This is a genomic window from Streptomyces sp. NPDC088354 (assembly GCF_044753585.1).
Taxonomy (GTDB): domain Bacteria; phylum Actinomycetota; class Actinomycetes; order Streptomycetales; family Streptomycetaceae; genus Actinacidiphila.
The window spans coordinates 23,003-48,528 of the sequence record NZ_JBIVNJ010000008.1 but is presented as its reverse complement, the minus strand read 5'-3'; the positions used below and the strand labels follow the sequence as shown (position 1 = coordinate 48,528).

The window sequence follows — 25,526 nt, the reverse complement described above, 5'->3', positions numbered from 1 at the left end:
CCGGCCGGTTCCGGGTAACGGACCGATATGACCGGAAAGCACAGGAAAACCTCGCTCTGGCCGCACCGCCACCCCGAGCGCCACGAGGAGCACACCCGCCACGCGGCCACCCCGACCGCCGCCGCCTCCACCCGCGCGGGCGCCGCGGGGGACGCCGGTCCCGCCTGTCCGCCGCCCCTCGTCCCCGGCACCCATGTCGACGGCAGCCAGGCCCCTCATCACCGCGCCTGAAACGGCCCCCTTCTGCGAGGATCGCCGGTGCCGACGCACCGCGCGTCCAAGGGGGTTGAAGGTGCCGTCCACCGAACTGACGCACGTCTTCCGGATCGCCGCGCCGCCGCGGGAGGTCTACGACCACCTGAGGGAGCCGGAGCACTACATAGGCCTGTCGCCGCTCGTGGTCGCCGTCCGCGACGTGAGCCGCGACGGCGACGGCACGGTGCGCTACACCGCCGTGGAGCGCTTTCGCTTTCTCGGCCTGCGCCACGACAACGCGATCGACGTCACCATCAGCGCCGATCCGGCCGCCCTGCCGGACGCCGCCGGGATCAGCGGCGAGGTGCGCAGTCCCGGCCGGGTCCGTATGGACTACCGCTTCGCCATCGCGGGCGACGGGGCCGGCAGTGTCGTGACCGACGTGCTGCACCTGCGCACCCCTCCCGGCCTGCTGCGTTTCGCCGCCTCCCAGGCGGGGGCCGTGCAGCGGGCACGGGCCGCTGTACTGGCCGAACGCCTGGCGCGGGGCGCCTGACGGCCGTACGGGTGGACCGGGCCGGGAGCGCGTGACACGTTCCGTCACCGTGGGGACCGTTTGTGTGATCATTCGCCGTCCCTCTGGAGGAACCCCCACGATGAGCGCGCACACGGAGAACGAGATCGTCATCGACGCGCCGCTGCAGTACGTCTGGTTGCGGACGAACGACGTCGCCGCCTGGCCCTCGCTCTTCAGCGAGTACGCGGCGGCCGACGTCATCGCGCAGGAGGGCGACACCGTGCGCTTCCGGCTCACGATGCACCCGGACGAGAAGGGCCGTGTCTGGTCGTGGGTCTCCGAGCGCACCGCCGACCCGGCGACGCGCACCGTGCGGGCGCGGCGGGTGGAGACCGGCCCGTTCGAGTTCATGAACATCTTCTGGCAGTACGAGGAACTCGGCCCGGAGAGCACGCGGTTGCGCTGGGTGCAGGACTTCCGGATGAAGGCGGACGCGCCCGTCGACGACGAGGGCATGCGGCAGCGCATCAACGGCAACTCCAAGGTGCAGATGCAGCTCATCAAGGAGCGCCTGGAGGCCCGCCGCATCCGGCCGGTCGGCACCCTGGACGTGCCGGCCGACACGCGCCGCGGCGGGGACATCCGCACCCTGCTGGCGACCGGCTCGGTCGGGACGACGGACGGCTTCTGCGGCATGGTCACGGTCGGCCCCGGCGAGGCGGTGGCCGAGCACTACCACCCCTATTCGCAGGAGTACCTGGTCGTCGTGGAGGGCGAGTTGCGGGTCGACCTCGACGGCGTGCCGCGCAGCGTCGCCGCCAACGAGGCACTGCTCATCCCGCGCGAGGTGCGCCACCGCGTGGTGAACGCCTCCGGGACGGTCGGCCGCGCCGTGTTCTTCCTCAGCCCGCTGGCGCCCCGCCCCGACCTCGGCCACGTGAACACCGAGAGCCGCGAGGACGCGGCCGCCGTGGCCCAGGCCGCGGTCACCGAGTCCGGCGGTTCCTCGGGACCGGGCCGCGAACTGGTCGACCGGTGACCGCACGCCCGGCCGTGCGCCGCGTCGTGGTCACCGGCGTCGGCGCGGTCGCGCCCGGCGGCGCGGGGCGCGAGGCGTTCTGGCGGCGGATCGTCGGGGGGCAGCCGGCGGTCCGCCGGATCAGCCGCTTCGACGCCTCCGGCTACCGCTCACAGATCGCCGCCGAAGCCGACTTCGACCCGGTCGCGGCCGGGCTCAGCCCGCAGGAGGTGCGCCGCAACGCCCGCTTCGCGCAGTTCGCCCTGGTCGCCGCCGCGGAGGCGCTCGCCGACAGCGGGATCACGCCGGAGCACGAGGACACCGACCGGATCGGGGTCTGCCTCGGCACCGCCGCGGGCGCCACCGCCACCCTGGAGGCGGAGTACGCGGTCGCCAGCGACGGCGGCCGCGACTGGGAGGTGCACGCCGAGTACGGCGTCCCGTTCCTCCACCGGGCGATGCACCCCTCCTCCGCGGCCGCCGAACTGTCGCTGCGCCACGGGCTGCACGGCCCCTCCGTCGTGGTCTCCACCGGCTGCACCTCGGGTATCGACGCGATCGGCCACGCGTTCCAGACGCTGCGCGACGGCGAGGCCGACGTGGTGCTCGCGGGCGCCGGGGACGCGCCCATCTCGCCGGTCACGGTGGCCTGCTTCGACGCGGTCCGCGCCACGACCGACTTCGACGGCGACCCCGAGCGGGCGTCCACCGCCTTCGACGCGCGCCGCAGCGGTTTCGTCCTCGGCGAGGGCGGCGCGGTGCTCGTCCTGGAGGAGATGGAGCGCGCCGTCGCCCGCGGCGCCGCCGTCTACTGCGAGGTGCGCGGCTACGACAACCGGGCCAACGCCTACCACATGACCGGGCTGCGCCCCGACGGCTACGAGCTGAGCGAGGCCATCATCACCGCCATGTCCGAGGCCGGCATCTCCCCCGGGGAACTGGACTACATCAGCGCCCACGGCTCCGGTACCGCGCAGAACGACCGCCACGAGACCGCCGCCTACAAGCGGGCCCTGGGCGAGCACGCGCGGAAGGTGGCGATCAGCTCCATCAAGTCGGTCATCGGGCACTCCCTGGGCGCGATCGGCGCCCTGGAGACGGCCGCCTGCGCCCTGGCCATCAGTCGCGGCAAGATCCCGCCGACCGCGAATCTGGTCCACCCCGACCCGCTGTGCGACCTGGACTACACCCCTGTCTTCGCCCGCGACCAGCGGGTGCGGCACGCGCTGTCGGTCGGCAGCGGCTTCGGCGGCTTCCAGTCGGCGATGGTCTTCTCCGCCCTGGACGCGGACGAGGAACGGGCCGCCACGGACGCCCGCCGCCCGGACGAGGCGGACCACCGGGGGGCGGCGGCATGACCACGCGCGCGGTCCTCAGCGGCATCGGCGTGATCGCCCCCACCGGCATCGGCACCGGCCCGTACTGGCGGGCCACCCTGGCCGGACGCAACGGCCTGCGCCCGCTCGGCCGGCCCGACGCCCGGCGCTCCCCGGTCGCGGTGGCCGGCGAGATCACCGGCTTCGACGCGGCGGAGTGGATCGGCGACCGGCTGCGGGCGCAGACCGACCGGTGGACCTGGTTCGCGCTGGCCGCCGCCGAGATGGCGCTGACCGACGCCGCCCTCAAGCCGGCCGACCACCCACCGTTCCATCTGTCGGTGGTCACCGCCGGCGGCTCGGGAGGCAACGAGTACGGGCAGCGCGAGCTGCACCACCTGCTGGCCGGGCGGGCCGGCAGGACGAGCGCCCGTCAGCCGGCGGCGTCCTTCTACGCGGCCAGCACCGGGCAGATCTCCATCCGACACGGGTTCACCGGCGGCTGCGGGGTCGTCGCCTCGGACGGGGCCGGCGGGCTCGACGCGCTGAAACAGGCGTGGCGGCTGCTGCGCCGCGGCAGCAAGGCGGTGCTCGTCGGCGGCACGGAGGCGCCGCTGTCCCCGTACGCGCTGGCCTGCCAGGCGACCCTGCCGACCGTGCACCGGGGCGCCGACCCCGAGCGCGCCTATCTGCCGTTCAGCCCGCGGGCCTCCGGCTTCGTGCCCGGCGAGGGCGGCGCGCTGATGGTGTTGGAGGAGAAGGCGTACGCCGCGGAACGCGGCCGGCTCGCCTATGCCGAACTGCTGGGGCACGCCGCCACCCACGATGCGTACCACCACACCCTGCCCGCTCCCGACGGCGTGCAGCTGGCGCGGGCGATCACCACCGCCCTGGAACAGGCCGGCCGCGAGCCGCGGGACGTGGACGTGGTCTTCGCCGACGGCGCGGGCGATGTGGACGGGGACGCCGCCGAGACGGCCGCCCTGCGACGGGTCTTCGGCGACCGGCTGGCCGAGCTGCCGGTGACCGTGCCCAAGGCGGCGGTCGGCCGGCTCGTCTCGGGCGCGGGCGCGCTCGACGCCGCCACCGCCGCGCTGTCCCTGCGCACCGGCCTGGTCCCGCCCACCCGCGGCGGGGACGAGCGGGCCTGCCGGGAGCGGTACGGGTTGCGCCTGATCACCCGCTGGCACCGGCCGGACGTACTGCGCACGGCGCTGGTGGTGGCGCGCGGCACGGGCGGCTTCAACAGCGCGGTCGTGCTGGGGGCGCTGGAGTGACACCCGCGGCGGACCCCCGGCACGACGACGGCCGCCCCGCGCGTGCGGGGCGGCCGTGGCCAGGGGTTCGCCGACGGTGCACGTACCCGCGACCGTGGACGTCGGAGGCCCGGGCGAGGGGCGCGAGGGCCGCGGCGCTGCCGGTGGCGGGACGAACAGGGTCGTACGGGAGAGTGCGCGGGCGCCCCGGCGAGGGCGCTGCCGTCAGGAGTTGAGGCAGACGTTCCCGACGGTCGGGTTGACCAGCGAGAGGAGGGCGTTGACGCCGTTGCCGCACACGTTGACCGGGATGTTGACCGGGACCTGGATCACGTTGCCGCTGACCACGCCGGGGGAGCCGATGGCCGCACCGTTGGCGTGCGCGCCGCCGCGGCCGAAGCCGCCGTAACCGCCACCGTAGCCACCGCCGTAACCGCCGCCGTAACCGCCGTCGGCGAGGGCGCCGCCCGCGCTGCCGAGGACCGCGGCGCCCGCCGCGACGGTCAGGACCGCTGCCTTCGAAAAACGCTTCACGAGCTGTTCCTTTCATCGATCACTGCATGCCGACTGGTCAACGAAGCCCCCGTGTCGTCGGATGCGGAGCGTCACCCGGATAGCGGTCCGGTCCGGTTCGGACAGGCGGAAGGATCAGCCCGCGAGCGAGGACTGAGTGGTCGTCAGGTCTCCTGATTCTCGCGGTGGTTCCCGGCGCGCACGCGGTGCGGCACGACGGCCGGACAGGACGACGAGGCCGCCGGAGTGATCCTCCGGCGGCCTCGGGTCGGGGTGGTGCGCCTGCGTCAGCTGTTGATGCAGACGTTGCCGGCCGTCGGGTTCAGCAGCGCGATGATGCCGATGCCGTTGCCGCAGACGTTGATCGGGATGTTGATCGGCACCTGGACGACGTTGCCGCTCAGGATGCCGGGCGAGCCGATGGCGGCCCCTCGCGCGTGGGCACCGCCGCCGCGGCCGAAGCCGCCGAAGCCGTTGCCGTAGCCACCGCCGTAGCCACCGCCGTGGCCGTAGCCACCGCCGTGGCCGAAGTTGCGGCCGCCGCCGAAACCGCCGCCGCGGTTGTCGTTGCCACCGGCGACAGCCGCCGTGCTGGCGCCGAAAACGGTGACCCCGGCGATGATGGTCGAGATGGCGACCTTGGTGAAGCGGTTCACTTTTATTCCCTTCGGATCGGTCCGACAGTGAACGTCGTGACCGAATCAACGCCCGCTGATGTCCCGAGATGCGAACGATCACCCATATAGTCCTGTCAGATAAGCACACTGGGTGATGGGTCGTCAGGTGCGACAGTCGTTCGGACGTGCCCCGGGTGTCGCGTCCGCGAGAAGCGCGGCCATTGCCCGGTGCGCCCCGGCGCGGATACGCTGCGTTCGCGATACCGATCGCTTTTCGGAATATCGAACGTTCGAGAGAGTGGTCGAGTGCGGCCGGGTACGGCTGTGCACGTCCGCCCGGAGAGAGCGAGCAGAGATGGGACGTCTCGTACCCGCAGTGACCAGAGCGCTGGACATCCTGGAGCTCTTCCTCGAGGGCGACGGCACGATGTCCGCGCCGGAGATCACCCGCAGGCTGGGGCTCCCGCGCACCACGGTGCACGAGCTGGTGACCACGCTGGCCGCGCGCAACTACCTCGTCCCGCAGCCGGGGCACGCCGGCCGCTACCGGCTCGGCGTGCGCACGTACCAACTGGGCAGCCGCTACGCCGAGCAGCTGGACCTGGCCGCCGAGGGGCAGCAGGTGGCCCGCTCCGTCGCCGAGACCTGCGACGAGACGGTGCACGTCGCGGTCCTGGAGGGCACCGACGTGATCTACATCGCCAAGGTCGACAGCACCCACGCGGTGCGGATGGTCTCCGCGGCGGGCCGGCGGCTGCCCGCGCACTGCACCTCGGTCGGCAAGATGCTGCTCGCCGCGCTGCCCGCCGCCGCGCTCGACGAGCGCTTCCCCGACGACCGGCCGCTGACGGCGATGACCTCGCACAGCATCACCTCGCCGCACGAACTCCGCCGCCAGCTCGACCTCGTGCGCGAGCGCGGCATCGCCGTCGAGCAGCGCGAGTCCAACCCGGACGTCTCCTGCGTGGCCGCCCCCGTGCGGGACTCCGCCGGGCAGGTGGTGGCCGCGCTCAGCATCTCCGTGCCGATGGTCCGCTGGAGCGACGAGCGCCTGACGGAGCTGGAGGCGCTGGCGGTCAAGGGCGCCGCCGAGCTGTCCGAACGCCTCGGCCACCGTGGCGGTCTGCGATGACCGGCGTCGAACTCGCGCTCCCCGCACGGGCGTCGCTCGGTGAGGGCCCCACCTGGGACCCGGCCGCCGCCCGGCTCGTCTGGGTGGACATCCTCGCCTCCCGCGTGCACTGGTACGACCCGCTGGGCGGTCGGACCTCGGTCATGACGACCGGGCAGCACGTCGGCGCCGCCAAACCGCGCGCGGGCGGCGGCATCGTGGTCAACCTCCGGGACGGCGTGGCGGTGTACGACGCCGACGGCGCCTTCCGCTGGCTGCACCGTGAGCCCGTCCCCGGCCGACGGGCCAACGATGCCGCGGTCGACGCCTCGGGAACCCTGTGGGCCGGCACCATGCGCTACGACGAGGCACCCGGCGGCGGAACGCTGTCCCGAGTCGCGCCGGACGGCACGGTCGAACCGGTTCTGGACGACGTTGCCGTCAGCAACGGGACCGACTGGAGCCCCGACGGCTCGCTCATGTACTACGTCGACAGCCCCACCCGCCGGATCGACGTCTTCGACGTGGACCCCGACACCGGACTGGTGCGCAAGCGGCGCCCGTTCGCGGTGGTCGAGGAGGGCGCGGGCTTCCCCGACGGGCTCACCGTGGACGCCGACGGCTGCGTCTGGGTGGCGCTGTGGGACGGGGCCGCGGTGCGCCGCTACACCCCGCGCGGCGCTCTCGACCGGGTGGTCGAGGTGCCCGTGCGACGGCCGACGGCCTGCGCCTTCGGCGGGCCGCACCTCACCGATCTCTACATCACCTCGGCCCGGACCGGCCTGGGGGAGCGGGAGTTGTCCGCCCGGCCGCTGGCCGGGGCGCTGCTGGTGCTGCCCGGGGCCGGGCAGGGCATGCCCGAAGTGCCGTATGCGGGCTGATTGGGGCGGGATTCGGGTCTGATCGGGTTCCTAAACCCGCATGTCCCGGCTTTCACAGAGGTTTCACTTGTTCGACGAACGGCTCATATGTACGTCGTACCGGTGCCTCACATACGCTGCCCGGACGATGGACTACTGCGCAGCCTGCCGACGGCACATCAACGGCGCCCTGTCTTGCCCGGGGTGCGGAACGCCCGCTCACCAGCTCGGGGAGAAGGGATCCGCCGGCGTGCCCGCGGCGCAGGCCGCGTCCGCCGACACCGAGGCCATGGAGACCGTCGCACCCGGCAGGGCCGAACGCCGCCGCGCGGCGGCCCGCGGCGGCCGCGACGGGGCCCCGCGCCGCTCCGGCAGCCGCAGCCGCACTCGCAGCATCCGCACCCGGCGCAAGTCCCGCCTGCTCGTGGGCACCCTCGTCGGGGCCGTGATCGTGCTGGTCGGCTGGAGCGTCGCCGAACTGCCGCTGGCGGGCTACGTCACCGGCGACCGGACGCAGTCCGCCGGTTCCGACGAGGTGCCCAGCCCGAGCGCCTCGCCGGGCGCGACGTCCTCGGCGCACGCCTCCACGTCGGCGAGCGTCCCCGGCGGGCCGGCGTCCGACGCCTCCGGCTCGGCCTCGGCCTCGGCCAGTGCCAGTGACTCGACGTCCCCGAGCCCCTCGGCCAGCGACAAGCAGTCGGCCACCGCGACCGCCTCCGGCGCGGTCAGCCAGGCCCCGGCCACCTCCGGCCCGCCGGCCTCGCCCGGCGGTGGTCCGGGTGCCTCCAGCCCGGCCTCGAACCCGACCACCAGCGCCCCGCCGCCCCCGCCGCCGACGCCGACACCGACGCCCACCTGCACCCGCATCCTGTGGTGGTGCAGCTGACGGGTCGCCGCCCGTCGCACCGGCCGCCTGTCACACCGGCTGACCGGCCATCCGTCTGAGCAGGTCGCGCAGCGTCGCCCGCTCGTCCGCCGAGAGCGCGGCCAGCGCTTCGCGTGCGAAGTCCAGTGAGCCGCGCAGCCGTCCCGCGGTGTCCTCACCCGCGGCGGTGGCGGCCGCGAGCCTGACCCGCCGGTCGGCCGGGTCCGCGCGTCGCTCCACCAGGCCCTGCGCCTCCAGGCGGTCCACGATGCCCGTCACGTTCGACGGCTCGCACTTCAGCCGCGCCGCTATGCCGCGCATCGGCAGCGGCTCGCGGGCGAGCAGCGTCAGCACGCGCGCCTGGGCGCCGGTGAGCCGGTGGGCGGCGGCCGCCTCTTCGTACTCCTCGTGATAGCGCGCCACGACGGTGGCGATGAGGTCGACGACCTCCACGGTCAGCGGATCGGTACGGCGTGGCATGGCCCCAGGCTACCTGTTGCTTGACATCATCAAACATCCAGGTACATGGTTGGTTGAGAATCTAAAGCTTTTGGAGGCGTTTCCCATGCCGCAGAGCCGTGAATGGCACCTGGTCTCCCGCCCGCACGGGTGGCCGAAGCCGGAGGACTTCGCGCTGCGCGAGACCGAGGTCGGCGAGCCCGGCCCCGGGCAGGTGCTGGTCCGCAACCTGTATGTGTCCGTGGACCCGTACATGCGCGGCAGGATGAACGACGCCAAGTCGTACGCGGAGCCGTACCGGCTGGACAAGCCCATGCAGGGCGGCGCGGTCGGCCGGGTCGTCGCCTCCGACGCCGAGGGCTTCGCGGTCGGCGACCACGTGCTGCACTTCCTCGGCTGGCGCGAGTACGCCCTGGTCGACACCAAGTCCGCGGTCAAGGTCGATCCCGAGCTCGCGCCGCTGAGCGCCTACCTCGGCGTGCTCGGCATGACGGGCCTGACCGCCTACGCGGGCCTGCTGCGGGTCGCGGAGCTCAAGGAGGGCGACGTCGTCTTCGTCTCCGGCGCGGCCGGCGCCGTCGGCAGCCAGGTGGGCCAGATCGCCAAGCTCAAGGGCGCCTCGCGGGTCATCGGCAGCGCCGGTTCTGACGAGAAGGTCAAGCTGCTCACCGAGGAGTACGGCTTCGACGCCGCCTTCAACTACAAGAACGGCCCGGTGGCGGAGCAGTTGGCCGCGGCCGCCCCCGACGGCATCGACGTCTACTTCGACAACGTCGGCGGTGAGCACCTGGAGGCCGCCATCGGCGCCCTCAACCTGCGCGGCCGGGTGGCCGTCTGCGGAATGATCGCGATCTACAACGCCACCGAGCCCGCCCCCGGCCCGCGCAACCTGGCCCGCCTGATCCAGAACCGGCTGCGCATCGAGGGCTTCCTCGTCGGCGACCACTACGACCTCCAGCCGCAGTTCGTCCAGGAGGTCGGTGCCTGGATCCGCGAGGGCAGACTGCGCTACCGCGAGACCGTCGTGGACGGCATCGAGAACAACCTGGAGGCCTTCCTCGGCGTCCTGCGCGGCGACAACACCGGCAAGATGCTGGTCCGCCTGCCCGAGTAGGCCGGTTCCGGCCGGTGTTCAGGGGCGTGCTCCCGCGGCGGGCGCGCCCCTGGCGCGTGCCGGGCAGGCCCGTGTCGTGCGGATCCCGGGCGCACCGGCCGAAGCTGCCCGCGAGAGGGAATCCGGCCCGGCCGGTGGTCGTGGTCGTCATCCGTGTCCGACCGAGCCGCTTCGCCCGCGAGGGACTACCGCCCTGTCGCCGGGGGCCGGTAGTTCGGATTCGCCCGGTAACCGCCGGCGAGCTTCCCGTGTGCATCCACCTGCCACGCCCCGATGACGGCCTCGGGGGGAACGCTCCCCTCCGGGCCAGCCCCCCGGATCGGCCGCGGCCTCCTCGACCAAGCCGGGCGGAGGTACCCGCCGCCCGGTGCGGTTCCTGCGGAACAGTCCCATGCCCTGCGCCTCCCCCGGCCCGAGGAGCGATGGCACGCACCGCCGAACGTCGGGGACAGAGCACTCAGGCGCCGCCGGGCGTCCCGTCCGGCGCGCGGGGGGCGGTCAGGAGGGCGACGAAGTCGCGGAAGGCGGCGGGCATGTCCACCGCTTCCGGGTCGTGGAGCCACTGCGTCTGCAGGCCGTCCATCACGGCGACGAGCAGGGGCGCGGCCTGCTCGGGGGTGAGGCCGCCGGGCAGGACGTCGCCGTACTCGCTGCGCAGCGACTGTGCCCCCCACTCGCGCACCCGCGCGTAGCGTTCCTTGAAGTACCCGCTCGCGGGATGGTCCTCGGTGACGCTGTCCCCGGCGAGGACGGTGAAGACCTGGACGACGCCCGGCCGGGTCGCGTTGTACTCGACCAGGCCCGCGATCATCTCCAGCGGCCAGGCGGTCCCGTGCAGCGCCGCGGAGGCCATGTCCCACTGGTCGCGGGCGTCCAGCACCGCGATCAGCAGCGCCTCCTTGGTCGGGAAGTAGTGCAGCAGGCCCTGCTGCGTCAGACCGACCCGCTCGGCCACGGCCGCCAACGCGGCACCCCGGTAGCCGCGTTCCGCGATCACCTCGAGAGCGGCCTGGACGATCCCGGCCCTGCGGTCCGCGCCCCGGGTCGCGCGCCCGAGGCCCCGCCCGTGGTCGTCGGCTGTCACGACGGCGAGCCTAGCCGGGTCGGGGCGGGCCCGAGTAACGGGCGGGTGACGACACCTACCGATCATCAGGGAGGAAGGCCAGGATGGCGGGGCACGTGGCAGGAGGCGGGGCCGTCCCGTACCGGCCGGCGCGGTGCCGTGGCCGGAGCGGGCCGCCCCGTGGGCAAGGCGACGACAACCGTCTCCGACAGGGGAGTTGACCCGATGACCGACACCGAGCGCGCGGCCGCCGTGGAGCAGGCCCTCGGCAAGCTCGACCTCGACACCAAGGCACGACTGCTGGCCGGGCAGGACATGTGGTCGCTGCCCCCGGTCCCCGAGATCGGACTGGGCTCGCTGGTCATGTCGGACGGGCCGATCGGCGTACGGGGCGTGCGCTCCACCGCCGACGACCCGTCCGTCGCGCTGCCCAGCCCCACCGCCCTCGCCGCCGCGTGGGACCCCGGTCTCGCCCGCCGCGCCGGGCGGCTGCTCGCCCAGGAGGCCCGCCGCAAGGGCGTGCACGTGCTGCTCGCGCCCACGGTCAACCTGCACCGGTCGCCGCTGGGCGGACGGCACTTCGAGGCGTACTCCGAGGACCCGTACCTGACCGGCGAGATCGGGACCGGCTATGTCGCCGGGGTCCAGGACGGCGGTGTCGGCACCACCGTCAAGCACTTCGTGGCCAACGACGCCGAGACCGACCGCTTCACCGTCGACAACGTCGTCGGCGAACGCGCCCTGCGCGAGCTCTACCTCGCCCCGTTCGAGGCCATCGTCAAGAACGCCCGCCCCTGGGGCGTCATGGCCGCCTACAACGGGGTCAACGGCTCCACCATGACCGAGCACCGGCGGCTCCAGAACGAGGTGCTGCGCGACGAGTGGGGCTTCGACGGCTTCGTCGTCTCCGACTGGACGGCCGCCCGCGACACCGTCGCTGCCGTCACCGGGGGCCTCGACGTGGCCATGCCCGGCCCGCGCACGGTGTACGGCGAGGCACTCGCCCAGGCGGTACGGGAGGGGCGGGTCGAGGAGTCCGTCGTCGACGACGCGGTGCGCCGTGTGCTGCTGCTCGCCGGCCGTGCAGGACTGCTGGAGGGCGTGCCCGCCGCGGTGCCCGCGGGAGCGCTGCCCGCCGCCGTCGACGGCGAGGCGCTGGCCCGGGAGATCGCGCGGCGCTCGTTCGTCCTGCTGCGCAACGAGCCGCGCGACGGGCGGCCCGTGCTGCCGCTCGACCCCGCGGCCCTCCGCGGCGTCGCCCTCGTCGGCGCCGCCGCGCGCGACGCACGTGTCCTCGGCGGCGGTTCCGCCTACGTCTTCCCCGCCCATGTCGTCTCCCCGCTGGACGGGCTGCGCGCGGCGCTGCCCGCGGGCACGGGGCTGACGTACTCCGTCGGCGCCGACCCCAGTGCCGAACTCGCCGTCGCCGAGCAGGGGTTCACGCTGCGCGCGCTGTTCCGGGACGCCGGGGGGCGGCCGCTGGGGGAGACCGCGCTGCCGAGCGGCCAGGCGCAGTGGCTGGGCACCGACCTGCCCGAGGGCGTCTCCTTCGCCGCGCTCCACACCGTCGAGGTCACCGGCACCTTCACCCCGCGCGAGAGCGGCGCCCACCACTTCGGCACCCGCGGGCTCGGCGGCTTCCGGCTGGTCGTCGCGGACACGGTCGTCTTCGAGGGCGTGCAGGAGATGGGGCAGGAGAGCGACCCGTTCGAGGCGTTCTTCGGCGCTCCTCTGGACCGGGGAACGGCCGAGCTGGAGGCGGGGGTGCCGGTCGCGGTCTCCCTCACCTGCGACGTCTTCAAGATCGAGGACATGCCCATCGAGACGGTCGCGTTCTCCCTCGTCCACCGCGGACCGCGGCGCGACCCGGACGAGCTGATCGCGGAGGCCGTCGCGGCCGCCCGCGACGCCGAGGCCGCGATCGTGGTGGTCGCCACCACCGAGCGGGTCGAGAGCGAGGGTTTCGACCGCGCGGACCTGCGGCTGCCGGGGCGCCAGGACGACCTCGTGCACGCGGTCGCCGCGGCCAACCCGCGCACCGTCGTCGTGGTCAACTCCGGTGCCCCCGTGGAACTGCCGTGGCGTGAGGAGGTCGCGGCGGTGCTGCTGGGCTGGTTCCCCGGGCAGGAGGCCGGCGCCGCGCTGGCCGACGTCCTGTTCGGCGCGGAGGAGCCCGGCGGGCGGCTGCCCACCACCTGGCCGGTGAAGCTCGCCGACGCCCCGGTCACCCGGGTCGAGCCGCGCGAGGGCGTTCTGACCTACGAGGAGGGCGTCCACATCGGCTACCGCGCCTGGGACCGGTCGGACGTCGCCCCGGCGTACGCCTTCGGGCACGGGCTCGGCTACACCGACTGGGAGTACGACGGCGCCGGCTACGAGGCCGCCGCCGGCCACGACGACGCCGACACGCTGGGCGTCGTGACGGTGCGCCTGCGCAACGCCGGGGCCCGCGCGGGCCGTGAGGTCGTCCAGGTCTACCTGGCGGTCCCCGAGGACGACGGCGCCGACCGGCCGCGCCGCGTCCTGGCCGGATTCCTCTCCGTGGAACTGCCCGCGGGCGGCACCACGGAGGTCCGCGTACCGCTGTCCCGGCGTGCTGCCCGCACCTGGGACGAGACGGCCGGCGCCTGGCGCACCCCGCCCGGCACGTACACGGCCGAGATCGGCCGCAGTCTCGTCGACCGCAGGCTCACGGTGCCGGTGCCGGTGCCGGTGTCCGCGACGGGCTGAGGCTTGCGTGGGGCGCCCCCGGGGAGGCGGCCGGCGCCTCACCGGGATGTGCGGGATGCGCCGGGCGGTCCCGTGGCGGCCGGGCCCGCACCTGTCGCGCCGTCGAGAGGCGCGCGGAGCTTCCGACGCCGACACCGATGTGGCCTCTTCGACGCCGAGCCGTCGGGTCCGGCGGACCGCGAGATCGTGGCCTGATCCCGATCCGCGGCGGCCGGACGGTCCCCCCGTCCCCGGGAGGTCGCATACCCTGTCGCGCATGGGAGATCTTGCGACCGGGATACGTCACTTCGTGGACGGCCAGCGCTGGGTCGTCCGGCACGGCCGCTGGTTCGGTTTCGGGCTGCTGCCCGCGCTGATCACCCTCGTCGGCTACGTCGCCGCGCTGGTCGTGCTGGCGTTCTGGGCCGACGACGCGACCGCCTGGGCGACCCCCTTCGCCGACGACTGGGGCTCGCCGTGGCAGGGGCTCTTCCGCGGCCTGCTCACGGCCGTCGTCTTCGGCGGCGGCCTGGTACTGGCGGTGATCTCCTTCACCGCCGTGACGCTGCTGGTCGGGCAGCCCTTCTACGAGTCGCTGGCGGAGCGGGTCGACGACACCGAGGGCGGCGCCCCGGACAGCCCGGACGTCCCGCTCTGGCGCGAGCTGCTGCGGTCCGCCTGGGACAGCCTGCGGGTGCTGGTGCGCGTCACGGTCTGGACCGTCGCGCTGTTCGCCGCGGGCTTCGTCCCCGTCGTCGGGCAGACCGTGGTGCCCGTGATCGGCTTCTGCGTCTCCGGTTTCTTCCTGGCCCTGGAACTCAGCGGTGTCGCCTTCCAGCGCCGCGAGGTGGCGCTGCGCGAGCGGCTGCGCATGCTCCGCGGCCGGATGATGCTCAGCCTCGGTTTCGGTGTGCCGCTGGTGCTGTGCTTCCTGGTGCCGGTCGTCGCGGTCTTCCTGATGCCGGGCGCGGTGGCCGGTGCCACCCTGCTGGTCCGGGACCTGCTGCCGCCGCAGGCCGGCGATCCGGACGCGGAGGCCGGGTCCCGGGCGGCGCCCGGGAGCGCGCCGCGTCCCCTGGACCTTCGCAAGCCCTGACCTTGCGGAGGGAACCGTTCCCGGTCCTGTGCGTGACCTGAACTGTGTCAGGTGACGGCAGGGCGCGAGGGGGACGCGATGGCACAGCGGGCCGATCAGTACGACGACAACCAGCGGAGCTACCGCACCTATTGGGACGGCCGCGGCTACGAGCACGACGCCGAGGTCGCCGCGCTGCGCCGGCTGCTGGCCGGCCGCCACTTCGGCCATGCCGCGGACGTCGGCGGCGGATACGGGCGTCTCGTGCCGGTGCTGCGGGAGTTCGCCGACCGGGTCACGCTGCTGGACTCCAGCCGCCGTCAACTGGACGACGCGGAGGAGTACCTGGCGGGCCTCACGGGCGTCAGCATGCGGCTGACGACCGTGTCCGGGCTCGGCCTGCACTCCGGCAGCGTCGACCTGGTGACGATGATCCGGGTCATGCACCACCTGCCCGACCCGGCGCCCGCCCTGGCCGAGATCGCGCGGGTCCTGCGGCCCGGGGGCACGGCGATCGTCGAGAGCGCCAACCTCGCCCACGCCGCCAACCGGCTGCGGTACGCGGCCCGTCGCCGGCGGGTTCCGCTGCAGCCGGTCGACATCCGTTCCGCCGCCAACCGCGAGCGCGAGAGCATCCCCTTCGTCAACCACCACCCGCGCACGGTGGCGACGCAGTTGGAGGCCGCGGGGCTGCGGGTGCAGCAGCGGCTGTCGGTGTCGAACCTGCGGAGCACGCGGTTGAAGCGGGTGGTGCCGCGGAGCACGCTGGTACGTGCCGAGGAGGCGTTGCAGCGGCCGTTGGCGCGGGTGACGTTCGGGCCGAGCATCTTCTTCCTGGTGCGGAAGGCGGCGTAGGCGCTCGCGCCGCGCGCGTGGTCTCCGCGGCGCGCCGCGCCGGGCGGCCGCCGGGACCGGGGCAGTCACGTCCCTTTTGTTACTGTCCGGAGTGTTTGCGCCGGTCGGTACGGGGAGTGACGCGTGGTGCGGTGGGCTGGGCGTCTGGTGACGGCCGTGTGCGCGGCCCTGGCGGCGGCGTGCCAGCCCGCGCCGGCGACCCTGGCGGAGCCGGTGGGCTCCGGCGCCAGGTGCGCGCCGACCCGCGTCTTCGTCTCGGGCCAGAAGGGCTACAGCACCTTCCGCATCCCCGCGGTGGTCCAGGTGCCCGGGTCCGGTGCCGCGGGCCCCGTGCTCGTGGCCTTCGCGGAGGGCCGGCGGGAGTCCGGCGCGGACCACGGTGACGTCGACGTCGTCGAACGCCGCTCGAAGGACGGCGGCTGCACCTGGACGGCGCTGCGCAGGATCGCGGACGCCGGGCCGAACACCCTGGGCAACCCCGCACCGGTGGTGGAACCGTCGCGGCGGCTGGTGCTGCTGACCACCCGCAACGGCGGCGCGACCACCGAGGCCGACATCATGTCCGGCGACGCCGTCCCCGCAGACGGGCGGCGCGTCTTCGTGCGGACCAGCGACGACGCCGGGGTCACCTGGTCACGGCCGCGGGAGATCACTGCCCAGGTCAAGCGCCCCGGATGGCGCTGGTACGCCACCGGCCCCGGGCACGGCATCGTGCTGACCACCGGTCCGCACAAGGGCCGGCTCGTCGTCGGCGCCAACCACTCCGTCACCCCGTCGCCCGGCAGCGGGGACAACGGCGCGGAGCCGCGCTGGTACGCGGGCCACAGCCTGCTGAGCGACGACGGCGGCAAGACCTGGCGGATCGGCTACGTGGACACCGCCGGGGACGGCCGGATCAATGTCAACGAGACCGCTGTCGCCCAACTGCCCGACGGCCGGGTGTACTTCAACGCGCGTGATCAGAAGGGCACCGACCGCGGCAGCCGGGCCCACGCCTGGAGCGCCGACGGCGGGGCGACCCTGCTGGCCCCCTTCCGGACCGTTCCCGGGATCACCGCGCCCTCCGTCGAGGGCAGCCTGCTGCAGACGTACAACGGCCGCGGCTCGGGCCCGCTGCTGCTGGCGGCCCCGGGCGAGCCCCGGGACCGGGTGCGGATGACCGTGCGGGCGAGCCTCGACGACGGGGTGACCTGGTCGCGCGGGTACCGGGTGTCCGACGCCAAGGCTGCCTACTCCGATCTGGTGCAGATCGACAGCGAGCACGTCGGGCTGCTGTACGAGACCGGGACCGCCACCCCGTACGACACCATCACCTTCGTCCGGCTCGCGATCGCCTCGCTGCTGCGCTGACCCGGCGGGGCGCCGGGGCGGAGATGGGGGGCGTCTGGCGTTCCGCGGTGCCGGTCGGGAATGCTGGGGGTCGCTCCACCTGGTGTGCACCTGATTGGCTCGGAGGTTCCCGGACAGTGCGGCCCCCCACCCGGACCGGCGTGTCGGTCCTCGCGCCGCCCGTCGGCGCCCCCTCGGCGACCGCTCCCGCGACCGCCACCACCGTCCCGGATCCGACCGTGGAGGAGGCCCGGCTGGACCGGGCCGCGCCCCAGGAGATCCTGCGCCGCAGCGGCTTCGACGCCGCGGCTCCCCGCTTCGCGCGGGCGCTGGCGGCGGCGCGCTCCAGGGCGGCGGCGCAACGCGTCGTGCGCCACCACGGCCGCGCGCTGTGGCAGGACGCGGTCGGCAGGGCGCAGGGGCGCGGCCCGGCCGGCGGCGACCTCAGCCGCGACGACGACCGGCCGCTGTACTGGGCCCGGCTCACCCTCACCCGGAGCCTGCGCACGTGGCAGCCGTCCTTCCCGCTGGGGGAGGACGGGCGCGCCGCCCTGCTGGACCGGCTGGAACGGGCCTCCCGGGGGCAGGACACCGTCCGGCCGCCCGCGGCCGGGGGCGTCAGGCGCATCCTGCTGACCGGCTTCGACCCCTTCCGGCTCGACGTCGACGTCCGCCGCAGCAACCCCTCGGGCGCCGCCGCGCTCGCCCTGGACGGCGTCATGATCCGCACCGCCGGCGGCCCGGCCCGCGTGGAGGCCGTCGTCTTCCCGGTCCGCTGGGCCGACTTCACACGGGGCACCGTCGAACGCGCCCTGCGCCCGTGGTTCCGTCCGGGCCCGCACCGCGTCGACCTGTTCGCCACCGTCAGCCAGGGCCGCGTCGGCCGCTTCGACCTCGAACGCTTCAACGGCGCCTGGCGCGGCGGCCTCCCGGACAACGCCGGCGACCCGGTCACCGGTCCCGTTCCCGTCCGGTACGGGCACGAGGCGCCGCAGTGGACCACCACGGGACTGCCGTACCGGGCGATCGTCGCGGCCGGGACCGGTCCCTTCCCGGTGCACGACAACACCGCGGTGACGGAGATCCCGGCCGGGGCGACCGCGCCCGTCGTCAGCGACTCCGGTCCGACGCCCGGCTCCACGGCGCGCGCCGGCGGCGGCGGCGACTACCTCTCCAACGAGATCGCCTACCGTGCCACCCTGCTCCGCGACGTGCTCGCGCTGCCCGCGCCCGGCGGTCATGTCCACACCCCCGTACTGCAGTTCGGCCCCGGCAACACCGACCCCGGCACCGGCACCGTCTCCGACCCCGAGTTCGTGGCCAACCGCCTCGCCATCACCGCCCAGATCCGCGCGATCCTCACCGCGGCCGCCGGCGGCTGAGGCGAGGCCCCCGGGCGGCCGCCGTCAGGTCCGGCGGGCGGTGACCGGAGGTGTCACGGCATCGCGGCGGCCGGGGCGCGCGACGGCGGCGGGGCGCCCGCCGCCACCACCGTGCACCGGCCGCGGCCGGTGGGGGCCGCGGAGGGCTGAACGAAAGCCGGGACGCAGCCGTAAGGGACTGCGGAAGACCGCAAGACGGTCAACCCGTGCACCTCTTGTCTCCTCCATGTCCCGTACGCCGGTCGGTGAGGGAGGTGAGGGACAAGCGACCGGGCTGTACGGGCAAGGGGAAGCGGGCCGCCGCGGCGCGGCCCGCGTGATCGAGGGAGGTCCTGCCGTGACCGTCGCCGTCGGCGTCACCGGTAATGCCACCGAATTGTTCCGCGCCAACACCGCGCACAGTCCCTCGTACTTCGCCCTGCGCCGCGCCGGCGGCGTGTCCTCCCCGGAAGGCGCTGCGGACATCGTCGACTTCTGCATCCCGTGCAATCCGTACTTCCCGAGCCCGGCGATGTACGAGAAGCTGCAGCGCTCGATGCTGGACATCCTGACCTACTACCCGAGCAGCACCGACGTCATCACGAACGAGCTGTGCTCCCTGCTCGGCCTCAACCCGCAGACCGTGGCCATGGGCAACGGCTCCACCGAGCTGATCACCTGGATCGACCACCTCCTGGTCCGCGACAGCCTCGCCGTCCCCATACCGACCTTCGGCCGCTGGACCGATCAGCCGATGGAGACCGGCAAGCGCGTCGACATGTTCCTCCTCCCCGAGGCCGCAGGGTTCGCACTCGACCCGGCGGCCTTCGTCTCGTTCGTCCGGGCCCGGGGCTCGCGCACGGCCGTCATCTGCAACCCGAACAACCCCGACGGCGGGTTCCTCCCCAAGCACGTGGTCGTCGGCCTCATGGACGCCCTCGCCGACCTCGACCTGGTCGTCGTCGACGAGTCCTTCCTGGACTTCGCCGACGCCGAGGCGTGGCCCAGTGTGGCGGCGGAGGCCGTGCTGCGCCCGAACGTCATCGTCCTGCGCAGCCTCGGCAAGAACTTCGGCCTGCACGGCATCCGCTTCGGCTACATGGTCGCCAACCCGGCCCTCGCCGGGAAGGTGCGCCGGATGCTGCCCAAGTGGAACCTCAACTCCTTCGCCGAAGCGGTCGTCTTCATGCTCAAGGACCACCGCGAGGAGTACGCGCAGAGCCTGCACATGGTCTCCCGCGACCGCCAGGAGATGATCTGGCAACTGGCGGCGCTGCCCGGCCTGACCGTCTATCCCTCGCAGGCCAACTTCGTCTTCGTCAAGCTGCCCGACGGCGTCGACGGCGCCGTCGTCCGTGACCGGCTGCTCGCCGAGCACGGCGTCCTGGTCCGCGAGTGCGGCAACAAGCTCGGCAGCAGCAGCCGCTTCATGCGCCTGGTCGTGCGGCCGCAAGAAGACGTCCAGCGCCTCCTGACCGGGCTGAGCACGGTGCTGTACGGCAGCACCTGGTACGCGGCCGCGCCCGAGCCGGCCCCGGTGCCGGAACCGGCGCCGGCACCGCAGGTCCAGCAGCTCCCGCAGATCCAGCCCGCGCCGCAGCCTGTGCCCGCCCCCGTGCCGGTCCCGCAGCAGCTCCAGCTCCCGCAGGCCCAGCCTCCGCAGCTGGTGTACGAGCAGCCGGCCCCGCTCCCGCCGGCGCCGCCGGTGTACGAGCAGCAGCCGATGGGCCCGCAGCCGGTGTACGAGCCCCAGCGGATGGCTCCGCCGCCGGTCTACGAGCCGCAGCGGATGGGCCCGCAGCCGGTGTACGAGCCGCAGCCGGTGGCCGCCCAGATGCAGATGCCCCTGCAGCAGCAACAGCAGCAGCAACAGCAGCAGCAACCGCCGCAGCCCCCGGCCCCCGACCTCTACCCTGCGCTGACCGCCGAGGTGCCGCCCGCCTTCGCGTCCGCCAAGCCGGGCTCGCCCAGACCCGCGCTGTACTGGCAGGACGCGTCCTGACCAGGACGGCCCGGACCGGCCCCGGACACGGAACGACGGCGGCCGGGGCACGGGCCCCGGCCGCCGTCGCGGACGCCTGGATCAGTGGACGCCGAAGGAGTGCACCGTGGTGGTGCGGTACGTCTGCCCGGGACGCAGGACCGTCGAGGGGAAGGACGGGTGGTTGGGCGAGTCGGGGAAGTGCTGGGTCTCCAGGCAGAAGCCGTCGCCCTGACGGTAGACGTGCCCGGAGGAACCCGCGAAGGCCCCGGTGAGGAAGTTGCCGGTGTAGAACTGCACGCCCGGCTCGGTGGTGGCGATGCGCAGTGTGCGTCCGGAGACCGGTTCGGTGACCGTGACCGCGTGTTCGGGTCGGGCCGTACGGCCCTTGTCGAGCACGAAGTTGTGGTCGAAGCCCTGCCCGTACAGCACCTGCTGGTGGGCCGTGCGGATGTCGCGGCCGATCGGCTTCCTGGTCCGGAAGTCGAACGGGGTGCCCGCGACGGGTGCCAGTTCTCCGGTGGGGATCAGCGTGGAGTCCACCGGGGTGAAGCGGCGTGCCGCGATGGCGACCTCGTGGTCGTAGACGCCGCCGTTGCCCTCGCCGCGCAGGTTGAAGTACGTGTGGTTGGTGAGGTTGACCACCGTCGCCTTGTCGGTCGTGGCGCTGTAGTCGATGCGCCACTCGCCGTCCGGGGTCAGTGTGTAGACGACCCTGACCTTGAGCGTCCCGGGGTAGCCCATCTCGCCGTCCGCGCTGGTGTAGCGCAGCACGAGTCCCGCGTCGCCGCCCGCGGTGAAGCTCTCGACCGCCCAGACCCGCTTGTCGAACCCCTTGTCGCCGCCGTGCAGGCTGTTGGGCCCGTCGTTGACCGGCAGCTGGTACGTCGTGCCGTCGAGCGTGAAGCGGCCCCGGGCGATCCGGTTTCCGTACCGCCCGATCAGTGCGCCGAAGTACGGGCTGCTGGCCACATAGGCGTCGATGTTGTCGAAGCCGAGGGAGACATTGGCCCGGCGCCCGTGGCGGTCGGGCAGTTCCAGGGTCTGCACGATCCCGCCGTACGACAGCACGCGCAGAGTGATCCCGCCGTTGCGTACGGTCCAGATGTCGACCTTGGTCCCGTCCTCCAGGGTCCCGAAGTGTTCCCTTGTCACCTTTGTCCTACCCGCGGGCCCCTTCTTGACAGGGGCGGCCGACCCGGTTGTGCCGGCCGCTTGGGCGTTGGTCCCGCTGATCACGGGAGCGACCGCCCCAAGCGCCGCGCCCGCGATCAATGTACGTCTGTTCACTTGCGGCTCCTTCGTTAGGTGCCTGCTTTACGAACCGACCTTGCGTTTGTTCCAGACGTCGAAGCCGACCGCGGCCAGGAGTACCAGACCCTTGATGACCTGCTGGTAGTCCGTACCGATGCCGACGAGCGACATCCCGTTGTTGAGGACGCCGAGCACCAGGCCGCCGATGATGGCGCCCAGCACGGTGCCGACGCCGCCGGTCGCCGAGGCACCGCCGATGAAGGCGGCCGCGATGGCCTCGAGCTCGAAGTTGATGCCGGCCTGGGGGACGCCCGCGTTGAGCCGGGCGGCGTAGACGAGGCCGGCGAGGGCGGCGAGCACGCCCATGTTCACGAAGACCAGGAAGACGACCCGCTTGTCCTTGACGCCGGAGAGCTTGGCCGCGGCCTGGTTGCCGCCGAGGGCGTAGACGTGCCGGCCGACGACCGCGTTGCGCATCACGAAGCCGAAGACGATCAGCAGACCCGCCAGGATCAGCAGCACGATGGGCACGCCGTGGTAGCTGGCCAGCGTCATGGTGAAGGCGACCACGCAGGCGACGATGGCGAGCAGCTTGAGCAGGAAGAACCTGCGCGGCAGCACGTCGAGGTCGTAGGCGACCTGCTGGCGGCGGTCACGGATCTCCTGCCCCACGGCGATGGCGATGACCAGGAGGCCGATCAGCAGGGTGAGGTTGTGGTAGTTCGTGTGCGGGCCGACCTCGGGCAGGAAGCCGTTGCCGATCTTCTGGAAGCCGGTCGGGAAGGGCGAGACGGACTGGCCCTCCAGCAGGATCTGGGTGCCGCCGCGGAAGAGCAGCATGCCGGCCAGGGTGACGATGAAGGACGGGATGCCGACGTACGCGATGAAGTAGCCCTGCCAGGCGCCGGCGACGGCGCCGATGAGCAGGGACGCCACCAGGGCCAGCGGCCAGGAGACATGGTGGTGGATGATCATCACGGCCGCGGCGGCGCTGACGAAGGCCGCCAGTGACCCGACGGACAGGTCGATGTGGCCGGCGATGATCACCACCATCATGCCGATGGCCAGGATGAGGATGTAGCTGTTCTGGCCGATCAGGTTGGTGACGTTCTGCGGCTTGAGCAGGATGCCGCCGGACCATATCTGGAACAGCGCGGCGATCAGCACCAGCGCGATGATCATGCCGTACTGGCGCATGTTGCGCCGTGCGGCCTGCAGGAGGTAGCCGGCGGTCCCCGCCGGTCCACCCCCCGCCGCGGCCGCGCCTCCGGCGGGCGGCGGAGGAGTCTTGTCGGTCTTCACCGGGCTGCCCATCTCAGTTCCCTCGGTCCATGGTCATGTGGCGCATCAGCACTTCCTGGGTCGCGCTCTCGCGCGGGATCTCCCCGGTCAGCCGGCCCGCCGACATCGTGTAGATGCGGTCGCACATACCGAGCAGTTCCGGCAGTTCGGAGGAGATGAAGACGACGGCCTTGCCCTGGGCCGCCAGGTCGTTGATGACCGTGTAGATCTCGTACTTGGCCCCGACGTCGATGCCGCGCGTGGGCTCGTCGAGGATGAGGATCTCCGGTCCCGCGAAGATCCACTTGCTGAGGACGACCTTCTGCTGGTTGCCGCCGCTCAGCTTGCCCGTGGTCTCGAAGACGGTGGGCGCCTTGATGTTCATCGTCGAGCGGAAGGACTCGGCGACCCGGGCCTCCTCGTGCTGGTTGACGATGCCGCGCCGGGCGACCTTGGACAGCGCGCTCAGCGAGATGTTGCGGCTGATGTCGTCGATCAGGTTGAGCCCGTAGTGCTTGCGGTCCTCGGTGACGTAGGCGATGCCGTGGGCGACCGCCTCGGGGACGGTACGGGTGCGGATCTCCTCGCCGCGCAGGTAGACCCGCCCGGAGATGCCGCGGCCGTAGGAGCGGCCGAAGACGCTCATGGCCAGTTCGGTGCGGCCGGCGCCCATCAGTCCGGCGATGCCGACGATCTCACCGGAGCGGACGTTCAGCGAGACCCCGTCGACGACCTTGCGCTGCTGGTCGATCGGGTGGTGGACGGTCCAGTCCTCGACCGCGAAGGCCACCTCGCCGATGTCGGGCTCGCGCTCGGGAAAGCGGTGGTCGAGGTCCCGGCCGACCATGCCGCGGATGATCCGCTCCTCGGTCACGGCCGGGGTGCCGTCCTCGGCCGTGCCCTTCATGTCCAGCGTCTCGATGGTCCGGCCGTCCCGCAGGATCGTGATGGAGTCGGCGACCCTCGCGATCTCGTTGAGCTTGTGCGAGATGATGATGCAGGAGATGCCGTGCTCCTTGAACTCCAGGATCAGGTCCAGGAGTTTGCGGCTGTCCTCGTCGTTCAGGGCGGCGGTCGGCTCGTCCAGGATGAGGAGCTTGACCTCCTTGGACAGCGCCTTGGCGATCTCGACGAGCTGCTGCTTGCCGACGCCGATGTCGGCGACCCGGGTGTTGGGCGGGTCGGCGAGCCCGACCCGCTTGAGCAGCCGGCCGGCGTGCCGCAGCGTCTCGTTCCAGCTGATGACGCCGCGGGTGGAGTGCTCGTTGCCGAGGAAGATGTTCTCGGCGATCGACAGGTAGGGCACCAGGGCCAGCTCCTGGTGGATGATCACGATGCCGCGCTGCTCGCTGGCGCGGATGTCGCGGAAGGCGCAGGGCTCTCCCTGGAAGAGGATCTCCCCTTCGTAACTGCCGTGCGGATAGACCCCGCTGAGCACCTTCATCAGGGTCGACTTGCCCGCACCGTTCTCACCGCAGATGGCGTGGACCTCGCCCTCGGCCACTGTCAGGGTGACATCGGAGAGCGCCTTGACCCCTGGGAAGGTCTTGGTGATGGAGCGCATTTCGAGGACGGGTCCGGCCATTCCTGCTTTCCGTTCTCCTCGGTTGGAGTGGGGTGGCGATCGTTCGACGTGGTCCGGCTCCGCGACTACTGGAGCTCGGACTCCTTGATGTAGCCGGAGTCGACGACGACCTCCTTGTAGTTGGACTTGTCGACGCTGACCGGCGGCAGCAGGAAGGTCGGGACGACCTTGGTGCCGTTGTCGTAGGTCTTGGTGTCGTTGACCTCGGGCTTGCCGCCGGTGAGGACCGCGTCACCCATCTGGACGGCGACCTTGGCCAGTTCGCGGGTGTCCTTGTAGACGGTCTGGGCCTGCTCGCCCGCGATGATCGACTTGATCGAGGCGACCTCGGCGTCCTGGCCGGTGACGATCGGCAGCGGCTTCTTGCCGGTGCCGTAGCTCACGCTCTTGAGCGCCGAGATGACGCCGCGGGAGATGCCGTCGTACGGGGACAGGACCGCGTCCACGTTGGCGGAGGTGTACGACTTGCTCAGCAGGTCGTCCATCCGGGCCTGGGCGGTGGCGCCGTCCCAGCGCAGCGTGGTGACCTGGGTGAGCCCGGTCTGGCCGCTCTTGACCACCAGCTGCTTCTTGTCGATGTACGGCTGGAGCACGTCCATCGCGCCGTTGAAGAAGTACTTGGTGTTGTTGTCGTCGGGCGAGCCGGCGAACAGCTCGATGTTGAAGGGGCCCTTCTTGCTGCCGTCCTTCAGACCGAGCTTCTCGACGATGTAGCCGGCCTGGAGCTGGCCCACCTTGAAGTTGTCGAAGGTGGCGTAGTAGTCGACGTTCTGCGAGCCGAGGATCAGGCGGTCGTACGAGATGACCTTGATGCCCGCGTCGTGCGCCTGCTGCAGCACGTCGCTGAGGGCCGAGCCGTCGATGGCGGCGATCACCAGGAGCTTGTCGCCCTTGGTGATCATGTTCTGGATCTGGGCGACCTGGTTCTCCACCTTGTCGTCGCCGTACTGCAGATCGGTCTTGTAGCCCTTGGCCTGGAACTGCTTGACCATGTTGTCGCCGTCGGCGATCCAGCGCTCGGAGGACTTGGTGGGCATGGCGATACCGATGGTGCTGCCCTTCCCGCCGTCCTTGTCGCCGCCGCCGCTGTTGTCGCTCTGCCCGCAGGCGGTCGCGGTGGCCCCGAGGGCGAGGGTGGCTATCAGCGCGGCTGTGGTGCGCAGGTGGGCGGCTCTGGCGATGCGCATGGCTG

Annotated in this window: 23 protein-coding genes; 15 read left to right on the top strand and 8 right to left on the bottom strand. The window is 72.7% G+C overall.

Annotation, left to right across the window (positions count from 1 at the left end):
- Nucleotides 1–27 precede the first annotated feature (27 nt).
- The 5 genes from ACIP98_RS14735 (at nucleotide 28) to ACIP98_RS14715 (ending at nucleotide 4,323) form a co-directional block, all read left to right on the top strand.
- Nucleotides 28–231, top strand: coding sequence for a hypothetical protein (locus ACIP98_RS14735; RefSeq protein WP_401976039.1), 204 nt, complete (start codon nucleotides 28–30; stop codon nucleotides 229–231).
- Nucleotides 232–292: 61 nt separating this feature from the next.
- The gene (locus ACIP98_RS14730; RefSeq protein ID WP_401976037.1) at nucleotides 293–751 is read left to right on the top strand and encodes an SRPBCC family protein; all 459 of its coding nucleotides are present in this window, start codon (nucleotides 293–295) and stop codon (nucleotides 749–751) included.
- A 100-nt stretch (nucleotides 752–851) separates the two neighbouring features.
- On the top strand, nucleotides 852–1,751 hold the full coding sequence (locus ACIP98_RS14725) for a cupin domain-containing protein (protein ID WP_319662670.1): 900 nt from the start codon (nucleotides 852–854) through the stop codon (nucleotides 1,749–1,751).
- Nucleotides 1,748–3,088: a beta-ketoacyl-[acyl-carrier-protein] synthase family protein gene (locus tag ACIP98_RS14720; protein WP_401976034.1), complete on the top strand. Its 1,341-nt coding sequence runs from the start codon at nucleotides 1,748–1,750 to the stop codon at nucleotides 3,086–3,088. The genes ACIP98_RS14725 and ACIP98_RS14720 overlap by 4 nt, the downstream gene beginning before the upstream one ends.
- The gene (locus ACIP98_RS14715; RefSeq protein ID WP_319662668.1) at nucleotides 3,085–4,323 is read left to right on the top strand and encodes a beta-ketoacyl synthase N-terminal-like domain-containing protein; all 1,239 of its coding nucleotides are present in this window, start codon (nucleotides 3,085–3,087) and stop codon (nucleotides 4,321–4,323) included. Before ACIP98_RS14720 ends, ACIP98_RS14715 begins: the two co-directional genes overlap by 4 nt.
- A gap of 204 nt (nucleotides 4,324–4,527) precedes the next feature.
- Here ACIP98_RS14715 and ACIP98_RS14710 read toward each other — a convergent pair whose 3' ends face one another.
- Nucleotides 4,528–4,836: a chaplin gene (locus ACIP98_RS14710; RefSeq protein WP_319662667.1), complete on the bottom strand. Its 309-nt coding sequence runs from the start codon at nucleotides 4,834–4,836 to the stop codon at nucleotides 4,528–4,530.
- Nucleotides 4,837–5,102: 266 nt separating this feature from the next.
- Nucleotides 5,103–5,471: a chaplin gene (locus ACIP98_RS14705; RefSeq protein ID WP_319662666.1), complete on the bottom strand. Its 369-nt coding sequence runs from the start codon at nucleotides 5,469–5,471 to the stop codon at nucleotides 5,103–5,105.
- A 316-nt stretch (nucleotides 5,472–5,787) separates the two neighbouring features.
- Between ACIP98_RS14705 and ACIP98_RS14700 the strand changes: the two genes are divergently transcribed.
- From ACIP98_RS14700 to ACIP98_RS14690, 3 genes are all read left to right on the top strand, one after another.
- Nucleotides 5,788–6,564 (top strand): IclR family transcriptional regulator, encoded by a 777-nt coding sequence (locus tag ACIP98_RS14700; protein WP_319662665.1) that lies wholly within the window; start codon nucleotides 5,788–5,790, stop codon nucleotides 6,562–6,564.
- Nucleotides 6,561–7,424: an SMP-30/gluconolactonase/LRE family protein gene (locus ACIP98_RS14695; protein WP_319662664.1), complete on the top strand. Its 864-nt coding sequence runs from the start codon at nucleotides 6,561–6,563 to the stop codon at nucleotides 7,422–7,424. Before ACIP98_RS14700 ends, ACIP98_RS14695 begins: the two co-directional genes overlap by 4 nt.
- A gap of 229 nt (nucleotides 7,425–7,653) precedes the next feature.
- A complete protein-coding gene (locus tag ACIP98_RS14690; RefSeq protein WP_319662663.1) occupies nucleotides 7,654–8,289 on the top strand; it encodes a hypothetical protein in 636 nt (211 codons plus the stop codon).
- A 30-nt stretch (nucleotides 8,290–8,319) separates the two neighbouring features.
- Here ACIP98_RS14690 and ACIP98_RS14685 read toward each other — a convergent pair whose 3' ends face one another.
- On the bottom strand, nucleotides 8,320–8,748 hold the full coding sequence (locus tag ACIP98_RS14685; protein ID WP_401976029.1) for a MarR family winged helix-turn-helix transcriptional regulator: 429 nt from the start codon (nucleotides 8,746–8,748) through the stop codon (nucleotides 8,320–8,322).
- Between the two features lie 85 nt (nucleotides 8,749–8,833).
- Between ACIP98_RS14685 and ACIP98_RS14680 the strand changes: the two genes are divergently transcribed.
- Nucleotides 8,834–9,841 (top strand): NADP-dependent oxidoreductase, encoded by a 1,008-nt coding sequence (locus ACIP98_RS14680; RefSeq protein WP_319662660.1) that lies wholly within the window; start codon nucleotides 8,834–8,836, stop codon nucleotides 9,839–9,841.
- A 457-nt stretch (nucleotides 9,842–10,298) separates the two neighbouring features.
- On the opposite strand, the gene ACIP98_RS14675 is transcribed toward ACIP98_RS14680, so the two are convergent.
- Nucleotides 10,299–10,925: a TetR/AcrR family transcriptional regulator gene (locus ACIP98_RS14675; RefSeq protein WP_319662657.1), complete on the bottom strand. Its 627-nt coding sequence runs from the start codon at nucleotides 10,923–10,925 to the stop codon at nucleotides 10,299–10,301.
- A 204-nt stretch (nucleotides 10,926–11,129) separates the two neighbouring features.
- Here ACIP98_RS14675 and ACIP98_RS14670 point away from each other — a divergent pair, with 204 nt between their 5' ends.
- The 6 genes from ACIP98_RS14670 (at nucleotide 11,130) to ACIP98_RS14645 (ending at nucleotide 20,235) form a co-directional block, all read left to right on the top strand.
- Nucleotides 11,130–13,634 (top strand): beta-glucosidase, encoded by a 2,505-nt coding sequence (locus tag ACIP98_RS14670; protein WP_401976026.1) that lies wholly within the window; start codon nucleotides 11,130–11,132, stop codon nucleotides 13,632–13,634.
- Nucleotides 13,635–13,890: 256 nt separating this feature from the next.
- A complete protein-coding gene (locus ACIP98_RS14665; RefSeq protein WP_401976023.1) occupies nucleotides 13,891–14,709 on the top strand; it encodes an EI24 domain-containing protein in 819 nt (272 codons plus the stop codon).
- A 78-nt stretch (nucleotides 14,710–14,787) separates the two neighbouring features.
- A complete protein-coding gene (locus ACIP98_RS14660; protein WP_319662654.1) occupies nucleotides 14,788–15,543 on the top strand; it encodes a class I SAM-dependent methyltransferase in 756 nt (251 codons plus the stop codon).
- Between the two features lie 123 nt (nucleotides 15,544–15,666).
- Entirely contained in the window at nucleotides 15,667–16,893 is a 1,227-nt protein-coding gene (locus ACIP98_RS14655) for an exo-alpha-sialidase (RefSeq protein ID WP_401976020.1), read from the top strand.
- A 116-nt stretch (nucleotides 16,894–17,009) separates the two neighbouring features.
- Complete coding sequence (locus ACIP98_RS14650) at nucleotides 17,010–18,254, top strand: pyroglutamyl peptidase (RefSeq protein ID WP_401976018.1); 1,245 nt, start codon at nucleotides 17,010–17,012, stop codon at nucleotides 18,252–18,254.
- 337 nt (nucleotides 18,255–18,591) lie between these two features.
- Nucleotides 18,592–20,235 (top strand): pyridoxal phosphate-dependent aminotransferase, encoded by a 1,644-nt coding sequence (locus tag ACIP98_RS14645; RefSeq protein WP_401976016.1) that lies wholly within the window; start codon nucleotides 18,592–18,594, stop codon nucleotides 20,233–20,235.
- 81 nt (nucleotides 20,236–20,316) lie between these two features.
- Here the strand turns inward: ACIP98_RS14645 and ACIP98_RS14640 are convergent, their stop codons facing one another.
- From ACIP98_RS14640 to chvE, 4 genes are all read right to left on the bottom strand, one after another.
- Nucleotides 20,317–21,489: an aldose epimerase family protein gene (locus ACIP98_RS14640; RefSeq protein ID WP_319662704.1), complete on the bottom strand. Its 1,173-nt coding sequence runs from the start codon at nucleotides 21,487–21,489 to the stop codon at nucleotides 20,317–20,319.
- A 42-nt stretch (nucleotides 21,490–21,531) separates the two neighbouring features.
- The gene (gene mmsB, locus ACIP98_RS14635; RefSeq protein WP_319662649.1) at nucleotides 21,532–22,782 is read right to left on the bottom strand and encodes a multiple monosaccharide ABC transporter permease; all 1,251 of its coding nucleotides are present in this window, start codon (nucleotides 22,780–22,782) and stop codon (nucleotides 21,532–21,534) included.
- Nucleotide 22,783: 1 nt separating this feature from the next.
- Nucleotides 22,784–24,334 (bottom strand): multiple monosaccharide ABC transporter ATP-binding protein, encoded by a 1,551-nt coding sequence (mmsA, locus tag ACIP98_RS14630; RefSeq protein ID WP_319662647.1) that lies wholly within the window; start codon nucleotides 24,332–24,334, stop codon nucleotides 22,784–22,786.
- 65 nt (nucleotides 24,335–24,399) lie between these two features.
- Nucleotides 24,400–25,521, bottom strand: a complete 1,122-nt coding sequence (gene chvE / locus ACIP98_RS14625; RefSeq protein ID WP_319662646.1) for a multiple monosaccharide ABC transporter substrate-binding protein — start codon at nucleotides 25,519–25,521, stop codon at nucleotides 24,400–24,402.
- Between the last annotated feature and the right edge of the window lie 5 nt (nucleotides 25,522–25,526).